General features: G+C 41.7%; 17 protein-coding genes and 1 pseudogene. 14 read left to right on the plus strand and 4 right to left on the minus strand.

The annotated features are described in order from the left end of the window. Window positions 1-13: 13 nt before the first annotated feature. Window positions 14-532, plus strand: coding sequence for a DUF84 family protein (locus D9X91_RS00425; protein WP_121678587.1), 519 nt, complete (start codon window positions 14-16; stop codon window positions 530-532). Between the two features lie 56 nt (window positions 533-588). Here the strand turns inward: D9X91_RS00425 and D9X91_RS00430 are convergent, their stop codons facing one another. Then, on the minus strand, window positions 589-1,035 hold the full coding sequence (locus tag D9X91_RS00430) for a YtoQ family protein (protein ID WP_121678993.1): 447 nt from the start codon (window positions 1,033-1,035) through the stop codon (window positions 589-591). A 158-nt stretch (window positions 1,036-1,193) separates the two neighbouring features. On the opposite strand from D9X91_RS00430, the gene D9X91_RS00435 reads away from it, so the two are divergent. Further along, on the plus strand, window positions 1,194-1,709 hold the full coding sequence (locus D9X91_RS00435; protein ID WP_121678588.1) for a hypothetical protein: 516 nt from the start codon (window positions 1,194-1,196) through the stop codon (window positions 1,707-1,709). A gap of 147 nt (window positions 1,710-1,856) precedes the next feature. Here the strand turns inward: D9X91_RS00435 and D9X91_RS00440 are convergent, their stop codons facing one another. Further along, the gene (locus tag D9X91_RS00440; protein ID WP_148709032.1) at window positions 1,857-2,048 is read right to left on the minus strand and encodes a hypothetical protein; all 192 of its coding nucleotides are present in this window, start codon (window positions 2,046-2,048) and stop codon (window positions 1,857-1,859) included. Between the two features lie 55 nt (window positions 2,049-2,103). Between D9X91_RS00440 and D9X91_RS00445 the strand changes: the two are divergent. The 9 genes and pseudogenes from D9X91_RS00445 to murC all read left to right on the plus strand — a co-directional run. Next, window positions 2,104-2,241, plus strand: a pseudogene (locus tag D9X91_RS00445) (methyl-accepting chemotaxis protein); the annotation flags it as partial. 223 nt (window positions 2,242-2,464) lie between these two features. Then, on the plus strand, window positions 2,465-3,481 hold the full coding sequence (locus D9X91_RS00450; protein ID WP_121678590.1) for a PTS transporter subunit IIC: 1,017 nt from the start codon (window positions 2,465-2,467) through the stop codon (window positions 3,479-3,481). Then, window positions 3,482-3,793 (plus strand): thioredoxin family protein, encoded by a 312-nt coding sequence (locus D9X91_RS00455; protein WP_121678591.1) that lies wholly within the window; start codon window positions 3,482-3,484, stop codon window positions 3,791-3,793. It begins immediately after the preceding gene. Between the two features lie 112 nt (window positions 3,794-3,905). Next, window positions 3,906-4,700: a DUF1444 domain-containing protein gene (locus tag D9X91_RS00460; protein ID WP_121678994.1), complete on the plus strand. Its 795-nt coding sequence runs from the start codon at window positions 3,906-3,908 to the stop codon at window positions 4,698-4,700. Window positions 4,701-4,713: 13 nt separating this feature from the next. Continuing rightward, a complete protein-coding gene (gene ytpR, locus D9X91_RS00465) occupies window positions 4,714-5,322 on the plus strand; it encodes a YtpR family tRNA-binding protein (protein ID WP_121678592.1) in 609 nt (202 codons plus the stop codon). A 316-nt stretch (window positions 5,323-5,638) separates the two neighbouring features. Further along, window positions 5,639-8,221: a DNA translocase FtsK gene (locus D9X91_RS00470; RefSeq protein ID WP_121678593.1), complete on the plus strand. Its 2,583-nt coding sequence runs from the start codon at window positions 5,639-5,641 to the stop codon at window positions 8,219-8,221. Between the two features lie 98 nt (window positions 8,222-8,319). Further along, entirely contained in the window at window positions 8,320-9,435 is a 1,116-nt protein-coding gene (locus D9X91_RS00475) for a nicotinate phosphoribosyltransferase (protein ID WP_121678594.1), read from the plus strand. After that, window positions 9,425-10,090 carry a hypothetical protein gene (locus D9X91_RS00480; RefSeq protein ID WP_121678595.1) on the plus strand — a complete coding sequence of 222 codons (666 nt, stop codon included), beginning with the start codon at window positions 9,425-9,427 and terminating at the stop codon, window positions 10,088-10,090. Before D9X91_RS00475 ends, D9X91_RS00480 begins: the two co-directional genes overlap by 11 nt. A 232-nt stretch (window positions 10,091-10,322) precedes the next feature. Then, window positions 10,323-11,639 (plus strand): UDP-N-acetylmuramate--L-alanine ligase, encoded by a 1,317-nt coding sequence (murC, locus tag D9X91_RS00485; protein WP_121678596.1) that lies wholly within the window; start codon window positions 10,323-10,325, stop codon window positions 11,637-11,639. 160 nt (window positions 11,640-11,799) lie between these two features. Here the strand turns inward: murC and D9X91_RS00490 are convergent, their stop codons facing one another. Continuing rightward, on the minus strand, window positions 11,800-12,915 hold the full coding sequence (locus D9X91_RS00490; protein ID WP_121678597.1) for an aminopeptidase: 1,116 nt from the start codon (window positions 12,913-12,915) through the stop codon (window positions 11,800-11,802). Window positions 12,916-13,127: 212 nt separating this feature from the next. Here D9X91_RS00490 and D9X91_RS00495 point away from each other — a divergent pair, with 212 nt between their 5' ends. From D9X91_RS00495 to ytxJ, 3 genes are all read left to right on the plus strand, one after another. Beyond that, window positions 13,128-13,625, plus strand: a complete 498-nt coding sequence (locus tag D9X91_RS00495) for a DUF948 domain-containing protein (RefSeq protein WP_121678598.1) — start codon at window positions 13,128-13,130, stop codon at window positions 13,623-13,625. Between the two features lie 24 nt (window positions 13,626-13,649). Next, window positions 13,650-14,096, plus strand: a complete 447-nt coding sequence (locus D9X91_RS00500) for a YtxH domain-containing protein (RefSeq protein ID WP_121678599.1) — start codon at window positions 13,650-13,652, stop codon at window positions 14,094-14,096. Window positions 14,097-14,192: 96 nt separating this feature from the next. Further along, window positions 14,193-14,513, plus strand: a complete 321-nt coding sequence (ytxJ, locus tag D9X91_RS00505; RefSeq protein WP_121678600.1) for a bacillithiol system redox-active protein YtxJ — start codon at window positions 14,193-14,195, stop codon at window positions 14,511-14,513. A gap of 131 nt (window positions 14,514-14,644) precedes the next feature. On the opposite strand, the gene D9X91_RS00510 is transcribed toward ytxJ, so the two are convergent. Then, on the minus strand, window positions 14,645-16,795 hold the full coding sequence (locus D9X91_RS00510) for a cell division protein FtsA (RefSeq protein ID WP_121678601.1): 2,151 nt from the start codon (window positions 16,793-16,795) through the stop codon (window positions 14,645-14,647). Window positions 16,796-16,882 lie beyond the last annotated feature (87 nt).

Consider the following 16,882-nt stretch of genomic DNA (forward strand, 5'->3'; position numbering starts at 1 on the left):
CGGAGGTCGATTCATGATCGTTTCAATCGGGACAAAGAATCCTGCAAAAATCAAGGCTGTCGAGCATGCATTCATGGAAGTGCTGAAAAACAAAACATTTCTTTCTTTTGATGTGCCATCAGGTGTAAGCGAGCAGCCATTTTCTGATGAAGAGACAATCAAAGGCGCTGTCAATCGTGCTGAATGGGCAAAAGAAAGAGGGAAAGCAGACATCGGCATCGGATTGGAGGGCGGTGTGGTAAAATCAGATCTCGGGCTTTTTCTATGCAATTGGGGAGCCTTATCCGATGGTACAGCCGCTCCGATCATTGCTGGCGGTGCAAGGATTCTCCTTCCTGATGAAGTCGGCAAAAGGGTATTGGATGGAGAGGAATTAGGGCATGTCATGGATGATTTCTGCCAAGCGAAGGATATCCGCAAAAGCCAAGGTGCAGTTGGAATCTTTTCGGATGGCCTAGTTACAAGAGATGCAATGTTCCATCATATTATGAAGTTGTTGATCGGCCAATATTTATATAAGCAAAAATCTTGAATGAAAAAGGCTATCCTAATCATGAGCATTCATGAATGGATAGCCTTTCTTAATCATCATTCTTCAGCGAAAATATAACCCAACACGTTAACAGCCTGATCTAATGATTCCACTGTTACATTCGCCTTTTGCGAAAGCTCTTTAAGGGGATGGTGAAGTTTTTCTGGCCGGATGAGGATCAACGGCTTTCCAAGCTGGATTGCGGCTGATGCATCCATGGCGGTATTCCACTGTTTGTATTTTTCACCGAATAGGGCAATGACGATATCCGCTTTATCCATTAACACCTGTGTCCGCAGGTTGTTGATTTTAGAAGCAGCCTCATCTCGAAAAATGGGGCTGGGCTGTTCCCCCAATATTTCTTCTCCAATGAGATCAGAGCGATCATGATTTTCCATCGGACCTACAAAGTGAACCGGCAAGCCTGCCGAGCCTGCCATTTGCTTTAATTCTTTACGCCAATCACTATGGATCTCGCCTGCAAGATACGCAACTAATTCAATCATTCCATTTCCTCCCTATCATTCATTTTCATTAATTTTACCATGAGAGATTGGGATGTACTAACCAATGGCCTATCCTTGCGAAATGCTTCTGTAAAATATTTCGAAATAAGGGTATGATATGGGTATAGCTTCAAGTATAGCAGGAGGAATTCCTTATGAAAAAATCATTGATCATCTTCATCGTTGCCATCTCAGCTCTGTTTGCCTTAACGGGATGCAATTCTTCATCAATAAAAGTACAAGCAAAGGATGCACAAACTCGTGTTCAAAAGTCATTCAAGGCTGAGCCCAAAAAAGCTGGCGAAACCCTGAAAAAGTTAAAAATCCACCTTCCTTTCGGAATGTCCGTCAAAAAAGAAGCGGAAAATAATGTGATTCTGAAAAAAGGTTCGAATACGTATATTTTATTTTACAATCCAAAAGAATCTGCAAAAAGCGAACTAGTTTACCAAATGACAAAAAAACAAAGCAAAAGTATCTATAAAGAATTTACATTTAAAGACAAGAAACGCTTTGGATATTTGATCATCAATAAAATAAAGAAGGACTATTATGAAGTGAGCGTCGGCATCGGCGGCATTAAATTGACGACCGAAACCAAGACGAGCCATGTTGCATCAGAAGCAGAAATGATGATGGATATCGTTTCTTCCGCCACTTATAAGAAATAATGGCCTTTGAATAAAAAAGCCTGGAGGGATCCATTTGATGAATCCTTTTCCAGGCTTTTATTTATGTCTATATTCGTAACGTTTGTTGCTATTCATCGGAAAGGTGCCCGCTTTCGAAAGGGGTGGGTACACAGCTTTATTATCTTCTTAGTATGAGTCTTCAAAACGATATTGTCCGACTTGCGATTGAAGCTCTCCGGCAATATCACTTAATTGGACTGCTGCTTCATTTACTTGCGATATCCCTTCAAGCTGGTCCTGACTGGAAGCACTGACCTCCTCTGCTACACTCGATGACTGCTCCGAAATGGAATAGATGACATCCATTTTTTCATTCAATTGACTGCTGACATTTTCCACTTTTATAATCGATGTTTGAATTTCATCAAATATCGTTCAAACGATACAGGAAATATCGGAAAATACTAATTTACTTTCACTTAATGCAGCGATCGAAGCAGCGAGGGCTGGAGAGGCAGGGAAAGGATTCGCTGTCGTCGCATCTGAAGTGCGCAAGCTTGCTGAAAGGTCCGTCCTGCCATAGCCAAGATCAGCAAAAACCGAAGCCTTCCTTCGATCGTTTTCATTTCCTCCCCATTTCTCCCCTTTTTATTTTGATAAAATACAAATTTTTCTTCATTTAATTATAAATGTAAATAAATGCTGGAATAATATAAGATTTTAGTAGACAAATAGTACATGTGTCTTTACACTAGTAAAATGAAAGTAGAAATCAGCATTAATGGAGGAATTTTATGAGAGCCTTTTTGACGCGAAAAGGAGTAAATATAACGGCAAAAGCTTATTTGATAGATGCATTGAGCTACATGGCATTAGGATTGTTCAGTTCACTGATCATCGGCCTGATCATAAAAACAATGGGGGAGCAATTCGATTGGCCATTCTTTGTGGACATGGGAAAATTGGCAATGGGGTTGATGGGACCTGCAATTGGCGTTGCGATAGCGTATGGTTTAGGTGCGCCGCCGCTTGTCATCTTTGCAGCAGCCGTTACCGGGGCTGCTGGAGCGACATTGGGAGGTCCAGCAGGGAGCTATGTCGCTGCATTAATCTCGACGGAAATTGGTAAACTAATCAGCAAGGAGACGAAAATAGATATTATTGTGACACCACTGGTCACCATTTTTGCTGGGTATACGACTGCTTATTTCATAGGTCCGTTCATTGCCGATTTCATGACGATGTTCGGAGGCTGGATTGAATGGGCAACGATGCAGAGGCCGATCATCATGGGGATGCTTGTTGCCCTATTGATGGGACTCGCATTGACTGCTCCGATATCGAGTGCTGCCATTGCATTTATGCTGGGCTTGAGCGGGATCGCTGCCGGGGCGGCAACAATCGGATGCAGTGCACAAATGGTAGGTTTTGCTGTGATCAGCTATAGAGAAAATAAAATGGGGGGGTTGCTGGCACAGGGGCTGGGGACATCCATGCTCCAGGTTCCCAATATTGTAAGGAATCCTCTGATCCTTATTCCCCCCACCGTTGCTGGAGTGCTGTTGGCTCCTTTTGGAACGACTTTGTTTCCGATGGAAAATAATCCTGCAGGTGCCGGGATGGGAACAAGCGGCTTTGTCGGTCAGATCATGACCTTTACAACGATGGGGTTCTCCGCCGATATTGCTGTGAAAGTTCTTTTATTGCATATTGTTGGACCTGCAGCAATCAGCCTGATACTATCTGAATATATGAGGAAGAAGGGCTGGATCAAAGCTGGCCAGATGAAGATAGAAACTGGAGGTAAATAAATGGAATCTTTAAATAGCATCGATCAATTCAATGAAATGAAGAACAACGGAAAACATATCTTTATGTTTTCAGCAGACTGGTGTCCGGACTGTCGATTTGTCGATCCGTTCATGCCGGAGCTTGAGTCGGAATTTAATGACTATACGTTTGTATATGTTGATCGCGACCAATTCATTGATTTGTGCGCAGAGCTGTCCATTTTTGGGATTCCAAGTTTTGTTGCCACAAAGGATGGTGCAGAGCTTGGCAGGTTTGTCAGCAAAGATCGTAAAACAATGGAAGAGATTCAACAATTTATAAAGAAACTATAAGCCAATCATAAAAAATCGATCCCTTCGTCTTTGAGATGGAGGGATTTTGTTGTAGAATGGGAAATGGCAAAAACAAATGTCTCCTACTCTTGAAGGAGGGGTAACGATGAAAATGGATAGTAAAAAAATGAAGCAGGAATTGCAAAAACGCCTGGATGGGCCACATCGATCATTTACATATGACCGGGATAAGGACTCATTAAGGGTCGAACAAACAGAAACGGGTAAAGGGGTTACGATTTCAATCCCGGGAATCGTTTCAAAATATAATGAGCAGCAAGGTAAGGCGATCGAAGAAGTTGTATACTACGTAAATGAGGCTCTTGGGGTAATGGGAAGCGAAACGAGCATGGATGGAAAGGAAAAGCATATTTACCCTGTGATCCGATCGACTTCTTTCCCGCAGGAATCATCAGAAGGAACGCCTTTTGTGACAGATGAACATACTGCAGAAACAAGAATTTATTATGCATTGGATTTAGGCACCACATATCGTCTGATAGATGAAGCTTTGCTTAGCAGCGAGGGATGGACGAAGGAACAAATACGGGAAACAGCCCTTTTCAACGTCCGATCATTATCTTCCAAGATGAAGAAAGATACGGTTGCGGGGAACGTGTTTTATTTTCTGAATACAAATGACGGCTATGATGCCAGCCGTATTCTAAATGATTCCTTTTTGGAGGATATGGCCGAAAAAATACAAGGTGAAATGACTTTGGCCGTCCCACATCAAGATGTCTTGATTATTGGCGATATCCGTAATGAGACAGGCTATGATGTGCTCGCGCAAATGGCCATGAGCTTTTTCAGCAACGGACATGTGCCGATCACAGCTTTGTCATTCTTGTATGAAAAAGGCGAACTTGAGCCTATTTTTATTCTTGGGAAAAATCGTAAAAAGTGAGGAGTTTATAATAATGAATGTTTTTTATAATAAAGAGGGAATTGGCGATACATTAATCGTGGCATTGTGTGATGCCGACAAAGATCAGCACAGATTTGAAAGAAAAGGGGATGCTGCCAGGATATTCAATGGCGATACAAACGAAACCATTGGATATAACCTATTCAATGCTTCCACTTATATGAACATTGAAACAAGCGGTTCATTGGATCTGAATGAAGGTATTCTGAATTCTATCAATGCAGCCATCGCTAAGAATGGATTTGAAGAGAAATTGGAAGCTGATTTTTCGGCGAAATTCGTCGTTGGCTATGTAAAAGAAAAAGAGAAGCATCCGAATGCGGATAAATTAAGCATTTGTAAGGTGGATGTAGGCGAAGATGAACTGCAGATCGTGTGTGGTGCACCCAATATAGAGGCGGGCCAAAAAGTGGTGGTCGCAAAGGTTGGAGCGGTTATGCCGAGCGGAATGATCATCAAAGATGCAGAGCTGAGAGGGGTTCCATCCAGTGGGATGATTTGCTCCGCAAAAGAATTGGATCTTCCGGATGCACCACAGGAAAAAGGGATCTTAGTGCTTGATGCCGATAAATATGATGCAGGTGAACCATTTTTTTCCTGATCTTTCAAAGCCGACTCTCTGAGTCGGCTTTTTTATTTGTTTTCAAGACTCTGGATGCTTACCGTCCCCTTCCAAAAGTAAGAAAAATAGAAACTATAATTTACTAAAAAGTTAGGAAAAAAGCATGTTTGCCAGTTGGGCAATTGTATTCGCATAGTGGCCAAAAATGTCTGTTGGGCATGTAAAACGATTTATACTTTTCCTTCATAATGGAGGCTGGTAAAAATGATTTTCTTCCCATACATTATTTAATCACTCGATATTTTAGCGGAAACTGTTACAATAAGAGTTGATTCTATCAGAAAGAGTGATACATATGAGTTGGTTTAAAAAAATTTCTCGTCTGCTTAAATCAGAAGATGATATAGAAGAACAAGTAGAATTCACCGAAGAACTAGAACAGGAAGCGAACCAGCTGCCAGACCGAAATAACCGCCCGAAATCAAAGGGGAAAGAAATTGAAGCAAGGATGACATACCAGTATCCAAAGGGTGAGTTCAGGTTTCCGCTGATTCCGGATCAAGGAAATCGAAGGCCGCGTCCGGAAAGGAAGCAAACACATCAAGAGGAATCCGTAAAACCGGTAAAAAAAGAAAAAAAAGTGATAAAACAAGAAGTAGAACCATCTTTGGAGAAAAAACCGCCAAAGAACAGCACAGTCCATCATCAAAAAAAACCAAAAACGGTCGAACCAAAAATAAATAGACCTTTCAGGCCGACAGAAATTCCATCCCCGATATATGGATTTAATAGGCCGAAGAGCACTGAAAAGGTAGAAATTGAATTAAGAGGCATTAAAACCGTTTCAAGACGGATGAATGAAGAAATTTCAGCGGCCAAAGAAGCATTGGAAGAAAAGAAAATGGAAATATCTGAGCAAACTGGCCCTGTTGATGAGAAGACAGCCATCGACGACTTCAATGATGAATACATGGATCCGATGAGAGAGCAAGAATTTGAAGCAGGACAAAATCACGATGATATCGTCGTTGAAAAAAACCGAGATGAGGAAATTGCAGCGCAAGAGCCTGAAGAAGAACCAAAAGTCCAAAATCCTGCAGAATTCAATGACTTTCCCATTCTTCAAGACGAAAAGATGGAGAATGTCCCTTCAAGAAAAGAAGATAATATCGGACAAGTTACAGAAGAAGTTGCAAGTGAAGAAAGTAAAATTTCAGGCGAGCAGGAAAATCAGAGTGAACCTGTCGAGAGAACCGCTCCTGAATATTCTGGAGAACTTCTTGAGGAAAATCCAGAACCTGGCCATCTTCAAGAGGAAGAAGGTGAAGCGGCAGAATCACCAGAGCCGAAGAAAAGCCGCTCTCATATTCCTTTTAACGTCATCATGCTAAAACAAGACCGAAACAGGGTACGGCAAGAAACGGTAAAAAAGACAGCCAATGAACCTGATCCCAAAAACGTCGAACCAGAAATGAATGCCGCCGGCCTGGATGATAATGTGGATCGAGAATTTGGATATCAAAAACCGGCACTTCAATATTTAACACCGCCTGTCAAGGAAGAAAAAAATCAAACTTGGCTTTATGAACAAAGTGAATTGTTGAATCAAACGCTGGCAAATTTCAATGTGCAGGCACAGGTGGTGAATGTCACACAAGGGCCCGCTGTCACAAGGTTTGAAGTCCAGCCGGCACCAGGTGTGAAAGTGAACAAAATCACGAATCTTACAGATGATATCAAGCTTAGCTTGGCAGCCAAGGATATTCGGATGGAGGCCCCGATTCCTGGAAAGCATGCGATCGGAATAGAGGTCCCAAACCATACAAGCAGACCGGTATTTATCAGTGAAATAATATCAAGCAGTGCATTCAGGGAGAGTGAATCCACTCTTACAGCTGCCCTTGGCCTGGATATATCCGGCAACCCTATCGTAACCGATTTGAAAAAGATGCCTCATGGATTGATAGCTGGAGCAACCGGATCTGGAAAAAGTGTTTGTATCAATTCAATTTTAGTAAGCTTACTGTATAAGGCAACTCCTGATGAATTAAAGCTGTTGTTAATCGATCCTAAAATGGTGGAGCTGGCGCCTTATAACCATATCCCGCACCTCGTCAGCCCTGTCATCACAGATGTGAAGGCAGCAACAGCCGCCTTGAAATGGGCAGTTGAGGAGATGGAACGGAGATATCAGCTATTCGCCCATACAGGTGTAAGGGACATTAATCGATTCAACGAACTTGCACAGAAAAGCGGCAGGCTCAGTGATAAGCTTCCATATATGGTAATCGTCATAGACGAGCTGGCGGATTTAATGATGATGTCGCCTGCAGATGTAGAAGAAGCGATTTGCCGCATCGCCCAAAAAGCCCGCGCTTGCGGAATCCATTTGATCATTGCAACCCAGCGTCCTTCAGTTGATGTCATAACAGGATTGATAAAGGCAAACGTACCGACACGCGTCGCCTTTTCTGTTTCCTCCCAGGTCGATTCAAGAACCATTATTGATATCAGCGGAGCAGAAAGGCTTCTTGGAAAAGGGGATATGCTGTTTCTTGAAAATGGCTCATCCAAGCCTGTCAGGCTGCAAGGGACGTTTGTATCCGATGATGAGATCGATAAAATCGTCGAACATGTCAGGAATGAACGAGAGCCGAATTATTTGTTTGAACAAGAGGAATTACTTAAGAAAGCTCAAGTTCAGGAAGAAGAAGATGAATTATTCTTTGAGGCGTGTGAATTTGTCGTCGATCAAGGAGGAGCATCCACTTCAGCTTTACAAAGAAGATTCCATATCGGATACAATCGTGCAGCCAGACTGATTGAAATGATGGAAAGGCAAGGCATCGTTTCTGAATCTAGAGGTTCACGCCCGCGTGATGTCCTGATTTCAGAAGGGGAGTTGGAATCCATACAGGATACTAGTCCTAACGTTTAGAACATGGTATTCTTTATTTATGTCTAAACATACTAATCGTAAATAGGTTCTTTTCGGCCTATCGAAAAGGACTAAGTGACTTTTTAAGGAGCTTTGAGATGAAAGAAATTGAATTAAAACTTCAAGGTAAAATAAATCGATTGACAAATCAAACATTCAAGTTTGACGAAAGAGTGAAAGAAGGCTGGTTTTCCGCCGTATATTTTTTAAAAACGCGGGAAATCACCCGGAAATTTAAACCGGAATGCCACGTTACATTGCAATTCTTTCAGAAACAGCATGCGGTTCTGTGCGGTACAGATGAAGTCATTGCGCTATTAAAAACCTTTGCGGACAATCCTGAAGACTTGGAAATTCATTCATTGAAGGATGGGGATAAAGTGAGCCCATTTGAAACGGTGTTGACCATTTCCGGAAGGTATCAGGATTTCGGCTATCTAGAAGGCATCATTGATGGAGTATTGGCGAGAAGAACATCCGTATCGACAAACGTGTACAATGTCGTAAAGGCCGCTGGCATTTCCGGTACTCAAAAACCTGTTATTTTCATGGGCGACCGTGATGACCATTTTACCCAGCAGGCTGGGGATGGGTATGCTGCCTACATCGGCGGGGCTACAGCCCAAGCTACCCATGCCATGAATGAATGGTGGGGAAAAAAAGGCATGGGGACTATGCCTCATGCGCTTATCCAGTTGTTCAATGGCGATATCGTAGAAGCGACGAAAGCTTATAAGGAAACATTTCCTGAAGATGAATTGATTGCATTGGTCGATTACAATAATGATGCCATTTCTGACTCCTTAAAGGTGGCTCGCGAGTTCGGAGATGAACTCAAAGGTGTCCGTGTGGATACGTCACGAACGATGATTGATAAATATTTTCTGCGCAATCAACATCTGCTCGGGACATTCGATCCCCGTGGAGTCAATTCCGAGTTGATCTTCGCCCTGCGCAAGGCCTTGGATGATGAAGGCTATAATCATGTGAAAATAGTAGTTTCAGGCGGTTTTAACGAAGAGAGGATCGAAGAATTCGAAAGGAATGGCGTCCCGGTGGATATGTATGGAGTAGGGAGCAGCCTGTTGAAAATAAATATCGGATTCACCGGAGATAATGTCATGCTTGATGGAAAGCCCCAAGCAAAGGCTGGAAGAAAGTTAAGGCCAAATCCTCGGTTGGAAAAATTGGATTGGGATTCCTATGAATTATGAGGAAGGCGCACCGCTAGATTTTAGCCGGTTCAGAGAAAAGAAACAGAATATTGCAGAAGATAAAACCTGGAGTATTTATTTGAACGCGATTCAATATGCTGAGAGGAAGGTCAACATACGGGAGAAGGTGCGAGGCAAGCATATCTTCAGCCAATTAGTGGATAAGGGCGCGGATGAAATTATCGGTGGACTTGAAGAGGCTTTCTTCGAATGGTTCTTATTCGATTATAAAACAATCAGCGGAAAAACGATCTTTCATACATTTATGAATCATACGCATCAAGAATGGACAGAGCCCGAACGGATTCAAGGGGCTCTCTTTTTAACTGCTGCATTGGAGCCGGTTGAAATTACCGATGTCCTTTCTCCTAATCAATTTGAGGTGATGCCGGTGCTCGGCAAGGGCAGTTCATCACTGGTCATTTCAAAAGAACCATTGGATATTTGCGTGGGATATGCATTCCTAAGGAAAATTCCATTAATTACGACAGATATGTTAATCGGAAGTGTTTTTGTGGTAAAGGAGTGGAGGGTTATCGAAAAGCTCCTTGCTGATTATAAAGATGCAGAAAAACGGGGCAAAAAAATGACCTGGCGTGCTTTCCTGAAGGAAAATAGTATGAAATATGCATTTTGTCCGGAGAGCTCTTTGTAAAATAGTCATGGTGATTAAAAAGTGTTATAATTGTTCAATATGAATTTCTGCTGGAGCAATGTCCAGTAGTAATCCATAAAAATTATGAGTTTTCATTTACTAAAACAAATTATTTAAGCTGAATTCAGATTGACTAACTACAATCTGGAATTTGAAATTGATATGGACCATGGCAAACAAAAGATTGATTTCATATACTGCTTACAGATAGACGAATGTTGGAGGTTCTATTATGACTTTATACCATTTCGTAGGCATTAAGGGTTCTGGAATGAGCGCATTAGCCCAGGTTCTTCACGATATGAACTACCGTGTTCAAGGATCTGATGTAGAGAAATATTTTTTTACGCAGCAGGCTTTGGAGGATTCGGGTATCGAGATCCTGCCTTTTCAGCGTGAAAATATTCAACCGGGAATGACGGTTATTGCCGGTAATGCATTCCCTGACACTCATGAAGAAATCCAAGAAGCTATGAAGCTTGGTTTACCAGTCGTGCGCTACCATAAATTTTTAGGCGACTTTATGCAAAAGTTCACAAGTATCGCGGTAACAGGTGCACATGGCAAAACATCGACTACAGGGTTGCTGGCCCATGTAATCAAAGGCGCTAAGCCAACTTCATTCCTCATCGGGGATGGGACCGGCAAAGGCCAGCAGGACGCGGAATATTTTGTTTTTGAAGCATGTGAATATAGAAGGCATTTCCTTTCTTATTTTCCTGACTATGCGATCATGACGAATATTGATTTTGATCATCCTGACTATTTTGCAAACGTGGATGATGTATTCTCTGCTTTTCAGGAAATGGCGCTTCAGGTGAAGAAAGGAATATTTGCCTGCGGAGATGATGAACAGCTACAGAAAATCCAGGCGAAAGTACCTGTCCTTTTTTATGGGTTCGGTGAAGAAAATGATTTTCAGGCAAGGAATGTAAACAAAAGTGAAAAAGGAACATCATTCGATGTGTTTGTGCGAAATACATTCTATGCAAGCTTCAGCATCCCTACTTATGGAGACCACAATGTATTGAATGCATTATCCGTCATTGCCGTCTGCCATTATGAAGAAATTGATGCAGAAGCTGTTCAAGAACAGCTCAGTACTTTTTCGGGTGTAAAGAGAAGATTTACAGAAAAGTTCATCGGCGATCAAGTGATCATCGACGATTATGCACATCATCCAACGGAAATTAAAGCAACCATCGATTCGGCAAGGCAGAAATATCCTGACAAAGATTTGGTTGCCGTATTCCAGCCGCATACCTTTACAAGGACTCAAACCTTCTTGACGGACTTTGCCAAAAGTTTATGTGAAGCGGATCATGTATTTTTGTGCGATATTTTTGGTTCTGCCCGTGAAAACCATGGAAAGCTCTCTATACAGGACTTGAGGGAAAAAGTGGAAGGTGCCCATCTGATCAATGAAAATGATACATCCCCATTGCTCGCATATGACAACAGTGTCATCATCTTTATGGGTGCCGGAGACATCCAAAAGTTCCAAGCTGCCTACGAAGAATTGAAGAGAGATCATGTAAAAGGCGCATGAATTACATTTTTAGCAATTGAAGGACCCGGATTTCCGGGTCCTTTTTTAAGTTCACCCATTTGCTGGGTCTCTTTGCAGCTAAAATGAAAGGCAGTGTTGAAATATAGCCAAAAAAAAGCCGCATTGAAATAAAAACTTCATGCGGCTTGCAAAATCAGGTTTATTTAAGATTTTCGGGATTCAAGCATTCTAATTCAGGCAGGACAAAGCGGCCATCTTTGCGGATGAGCACCTCGTCAAAATAAATTTCTCCACCGCCGTATTCAGGACGCTGGATCATGACCATATCCCAGTGAATATTTGAATGGTTTCCATTGTAGGCATCTTCATAGCACTCGCCTGGAGTGAAATGGAAGCTTCCATCGATTTTCTCATCAAAAAGGATATCCTGCATAGGGTGAAGGATATATGGGTTTACGCCGATGGCAAATTCACCGACATAGCGTGCTCCTTCATCAGTATCAAAGATTTTATTGATTCGCTCTGAATCATTGGCTGTCGCTTCAACGATTTTCCCATCCCTGAACGTCAAAGAAACATTCTCAAACGTAAAGCCTTGATATGGAGACGGTGTATTGTAAGTAATCGTACCGTTCACGGAATTCTTGACAGGCGCAGAATAAACTTCTCCATCTGGAATGTTCAGGCGGCCAGCACATTTAACGGCAGGGATATCTTTGATCGAAAATGTTAAATCCGTTCCCTCTCCAGTCAAACGTACTTTATCAGTCTTGTTCATTAATTCAACAAGGTTGTCCATGGCTTTATCCATTTTGCTGTAATCCAAGTTGCATACATTAAAATAGAAATCCTCAAATCCTTCAGTACTCATCTTAGCCAATTGCGCCATGGAAGAGTTTGGATATCTAAGAACGACCCATTTTGTTTTTGGTACACGGATTTCCCGATGTACTTTTTTGCCTACAGTATTTCCCTGGATTTTCATTTTGTCATCCGGGACATCGGCTTGTTCATTAATGTTGTCGCCGGAACGCAGGCCAATATAAGCATCCATCTTGCTCATAACATTAGCTTCAAACTCAGCTATCATGTTAAACTGTTCTTCTTGGGCCCCCATCAGCAAGGCACGATCAACTTGCTGGTCCTTGAGGGATACAAATGGATAGCCGCCTGCTTCATAAGCTTCCTTCACCAATGCAGTTACCAATTCTTTTTGAAGGCCGAAATTTTCGATCAAGACTTTTTCACCCGGCTGAAGTTGAACGGAATAATTAATGAGGTTCTTGGCTAACTTTTCAATACGTGGATCTTTCATATGTATTTCCTCCAAATAAAGAATATTTCAACGTACATATACATTGTAACCGAATTCAAAAAGAATGTTGAATAGAAAGGTTTTAAAGGAGCTAAAAAATTTTCTGTGAAATAGGAGGATAATTTCATTTACTCTAGAAAATATAATAAAGTCGTTTGCGAAATTATCAAATCGGGTATACAGCATTTATATATACAGGAGGTGCATACATATTGATCATCATTCTTTATTTGAGCGCTGCATTAGTGGCAGTGGCATTCCTCATTTTAGTCATTAACCTATCAAAAACATTGAAATCATTGCAGTCAACGATGGATAGCGTCTCTACAACCCTTGATGGGCTTGAGACCCAGCTTCAAGGGGTCACGCGAGAAACTACCGACTTGCTTCATAAAACCAATAGTTTGGCAGAGGATATCCAAGATAAATCAGAGAAATTGAATACTGTTGTCTTTGCAGTGAAGGACGTAGGGGATTCCATACAAGGTCTTAATCATTCCATTAAAAAGGTTTCAACATCCATTTCAAACGAAGTGGAGAAAAATCAAGATAAAATTTCACAAGTGGTGCAATGGAGCAATGTCTTCATGGAAATCCGAGATAAATGGAAATCCAAAAGAAGGGAACAAGAAGCTCCACAGCTGCCTGTAGAAATAAATTCGAAGCCATCCAAGCTTCGGGAACATGCAGTACAAAGATCAAGATCTTAAAAAACCATTAGGGAGGAAATTAACATGGCACAGTTAAACGAAACGAATACTACTGAGAGTAATGAACAAAATATCAACACGAAGGATTTTGTCATTGGAGCACTAATCGGAGGTATAATCGGTGCAACAACTGCCCTGTTTTTAGCACCCAAATCAGGTAAAGAACTAAGAAGTGATCTTAACACGCAGGCTACCACCCTTAAAGAGAAATCAGGGCAATGGAAAGACTCTGCCGTTGAAAAAGGAAATGAATGGGCAGCAGTTGCCAAAGAAAAGACTTCGGCTATTTCCCAAGCTGTCCAATCTAATGAATTGGTCAATAAAGTCAAAAATTTCCGCAGTGCAGAACAGCCTGCAGGGGAATTGGAAAATCATCCGGAAGAAAGTTCTGCTTCCGTCGATGAATTAAATCAAAAGCTTGAAGATACGAAAAAAGCATTCGATGAAACCGAAAAAAATGTAACTCAATAATTCAATAAAAATTAGGAAGAATAAAACGGTGGAGGATTCCTTCACCGTTTGGTTTTTGATTACGAGAAGAGACAAAGAAAATGAAGGAGGCACCACATGAAAATCGATTCAGTAGAAGAATTTAATGAGCTTTTGAAGAAAGAAAATCATTTTTTCTTCATGAAACACAGTTTGACTTGTCCAATCAGTGCAAATGCCTATCAGGAATTTAACAGATTTTTGGATCAAACCGATGCGAAGGGATATTATTTAGCTGTACAGGAATCACGGAGTCTATCCAATCATATTGCAGAAACATTCGGCATCAAACATGAATCGCCTCAAGCATTCCTGGTCGATCATGGAGAGGTGCTATGGCATGCGTCCCATAGCAGGATTACAAAAAATGAATTGGAGAAGCAAATGACAAAGAGCTGATATCATATCAGCTCTTTCATTTTGTCATTATTTTGGCTCTAGACTAAAAACTATTGGCTCTTTTCGTAAATGTAGCTATTGTTCAAATATTGAGTAAAGTTGATTTCCGCTGCAGGATGCCCGCTTTATTTTCATTTTGTTTCCGCCATGGGCCAAACAATTTCCAAGGCGTCGCCAGAATTGATTTCTTCATAAAAGGTGGTGATTTCATTGTTCTTTAATAGTTTGAAGTTTCCGCAGGCTTTCTTTGGCATTTCAATTTCGACGTGTCGGAACAAGTCTTGGAAAATGAATGGCTCCCTTGTCTTGATCTCCACTTCAATTTCATCTCCATACTCCAATGTGTCGTCTGAAGATAATGGAGTCCCTTGTCTGCTAATGATTGCTGCGGGCTTTTCTAATTTCAGCTTCTGTCCGTTAAATGTGATTTCGATGGAATATGACAGCTGCCACTGCTTTAATGCCGCAATGTTTTTAACACTCGGATTGGAAGCAGGAATGAGTTCAATGGAATCATGCTCATTAATTCGATCTTGCAGCCTTCCATCATTGCCATTGATAAGGACCTTCCCGGAAAACGATGGCAGGAATGTATCCTTGCGATTAATTTTAATTCGGAAGGGTTTAAGATTTACCGGCATTGGAAGTACTTTCAATATGTCTTCGATCGATTGAGGAAATGTCATTTCAATGGTATCTTTATCTGCCAGATATTCTTGTAAATCTGCTTTATATCCATTTTTAAAAATGGACATTTCAAGGGTATGTTCTTCACCATTGATTGATATACTTTTTGTCGGGATTTGATCGATAAAATCAATGATCTTGACTTTGGCGGGATCTCCATCCTTTCCATTTTCTGTATTGATCGTGTCCCCGTGATGAACTTCAGTGCTTAGTTCGCATATGGCCCCATTTTTTAGTATGGTCGGTTCTTTCCCGTGCTGGCCGGGAATTGTCACAGTTTGACCATTAAAATTAATCATGATGGCCATGCCTGGTTTCCCATAAAGCTTTGAAATCTTTTGCCCGGATGCAAGCAGGCAATCTCCGACCGTAAGTTTCTTGACTTCAAATAACCTGACGGGGCGGTCGTTCACTTGAACGGTTATATATTGGACCGGTGACTTTTTAGCTGCAATCGCTATTCCCACAGGTGTGACGTATTCGGGTCCACTGCTGATGCCGGATTCGATGGTTAATCCTTGAATGGCATCCGAGCCTCTAATGGCAACCCTGTTGGCTGGAAGCTCTAATATATGCGCCAATCTTTCGGGAAGTTCTGGAGTCAGACTTCCACCTCCTACGAGCATGACGGCCTTGGGAGGCTGGCCATTGTTCAAGGATCGAATTTCATTGGAGATTGCTTGTGCAAGTTTGTCGATCGAGTAAGATATTTTTTGAACGACTTCTTTTTTGACAAGAGTAGATTCAAACCCTAGGATGTCTTTGACTTGAATGGTTTCATTCTTGCTTAATTCCCTCTTGGCTTTTTCGGCCAGGGGAAAATCCAGGAGTAATTGGTCGCTAAGCGCCTCGGTAATTTCGTCTCCTGCCACAGGGACCATCCCGTACGCTACAACTGTTCCCATATTCGTGAGGGCAATATCGGATGTGCCAGCCCCAATATCTACAAGAGCAACATTGAGCCGTCTCATCGAAGGGGGGATCAATACATTGATCGCCGCGATTGGCTCAAGGGTAAGAGCTTCCATTTCCAAGCCGGCACGATTCAATGCGGATATGAGGGATTCCACCACAACCCTTGGCAGGAAGGTTGCAATGATTTCGACAGATACTTCATCGCCCTGTTGGTCGATCAAACTGCCGATTTCTTCACCATCGAGGCGGTAGTAAAGAACTGAATAGCCTACACAATAGTAGTAATAGCTTTTTTCATTGTCATTTTTTTCAGCGGCGAATGCCTGGGCCTGCTGGACAGCGGTCAATTCCAAATGCAATATATCTTGTTTCTTGATCATTGGCTTGCCTTTGATCGTAAGCTTGGCAGTCGCCATTTCCGTTTTTAAAGCCCTGCCGGCAGCGGCCACACATACTTTTTCCAAAGGGCCATGCGTTTGTTCCAGTTCCGCTTTGATTTCTTGTATGACCCTTGACACTGCGAGGACGTCGTGAATTTGTCCATCCAGCATGGCACGTTCTTTATGTTCCCGTACAAGCAAATCAGTGACATGATATACTTGGTCTTTTTCTTCAAGAATAATGCCCACCACAGATCGCGTGCCGATATCAAGGGCAAACACTTTATTATTTTTCAGCAATTGCACACACCTACTTTGAATTCTTATCATAAAATACTTTAATACTTAAAAGCGTTTAATTAATAAAGTTTTTTCGTGACTTTTTGA

The organism is Falsibacillus albus (genome assembly GCF_003668575.1).
GTDB lineage: Bacteria > Bacillota > Bacilli > Bacillales > DSM-25281 > Falsibacillus > Falsibacillus albus.

Coding starts and splice junctions, on each gene's coding strand:
- D9X91_RS00425 (WP_121678587.1), top strand. CDS start 14: ATGATCGTTTCAATCGGGACAAAGAATCCTGCAAAAATCAAGGCTGTC.
- D9X91_RS00435 (WP_121678588.1), top strand. CDS start 1,194: ATGAAAAAATCATTGATCATCTTCATCGTTGCCATCTCAGCTCTGTTT.
- D9X91_RS00450 (WP_121678590.1), top strand. CDS start 2,465: ATGAGAGCCTTTTTGACGCGAAAAGGAGTAAATATAACGGCAAAAGCT.
- D9X91_RS00455 (WP_121678591.1), top strand. CDS start 3,482: ATGGAATCTTTAAATAGCATCGATCAATTCAATGAAATGAAGAACAAC.
- D9X91_RS00460 (WP_121678994.1), top strand. CDS start 3,906: ATGGATAGTAAAAAAATGAAGCAGGAATTGCAAAAACGCCTGGATGGG.
- ytpR (WP_121678592.1), top strand. CDS start 4,714: ATGAATGTTTTTTATAATAAAGAGGGAATTGGCGATACATTAATCGTG.
- D9X91_RS00470 (WP_121678593.1), top strand. CDS start 5,639: ATGAGTTGGTTTAAAAAAATTTCTCGTCTGCTTAAATCAGAAGATGAT.
- D9X91_RS00475 (WP_121678594.1), top strand. CDS start 8,320: ATGAAAGAAATTGAATTAAAACTTCAAGGTAAAATAAATCGATTGACA.
- D9X91_RS00480 (WP_121678595.1), top strand. CDS start 9,425: ATGAATTATGAGGAAGGCGCACCGCTAGATTTTAGCCGGTTCAGAGAA.
- murC (WP_121678596.1), top strand. CDS start 10,323: ATGACTTTATACCATTTCGTAGGCATTAAGGGTTCTGGAATGAGCGCA.
- D9X91_RS00490 (WP_121678597.1), bottom strand. CDS start 12,915: ATGAAAGATCCACGTATTGAAAAGTTAGCCAAGAACCTCATTAATTAT.
- D9X91_RS00500 (WP_121678599.1), top strand. CDS start 13,650: ATGGCACAGTTAAACGAAACGAATACTACTGAGAGTAATGAACAAAAT.
- ytxJ (WP_121678600.1), top strand. CDS start 14,193: ATGAAAATCGATTCAGTAGAAGAATTTAATGAGCTTTTGAAGAAAGAA.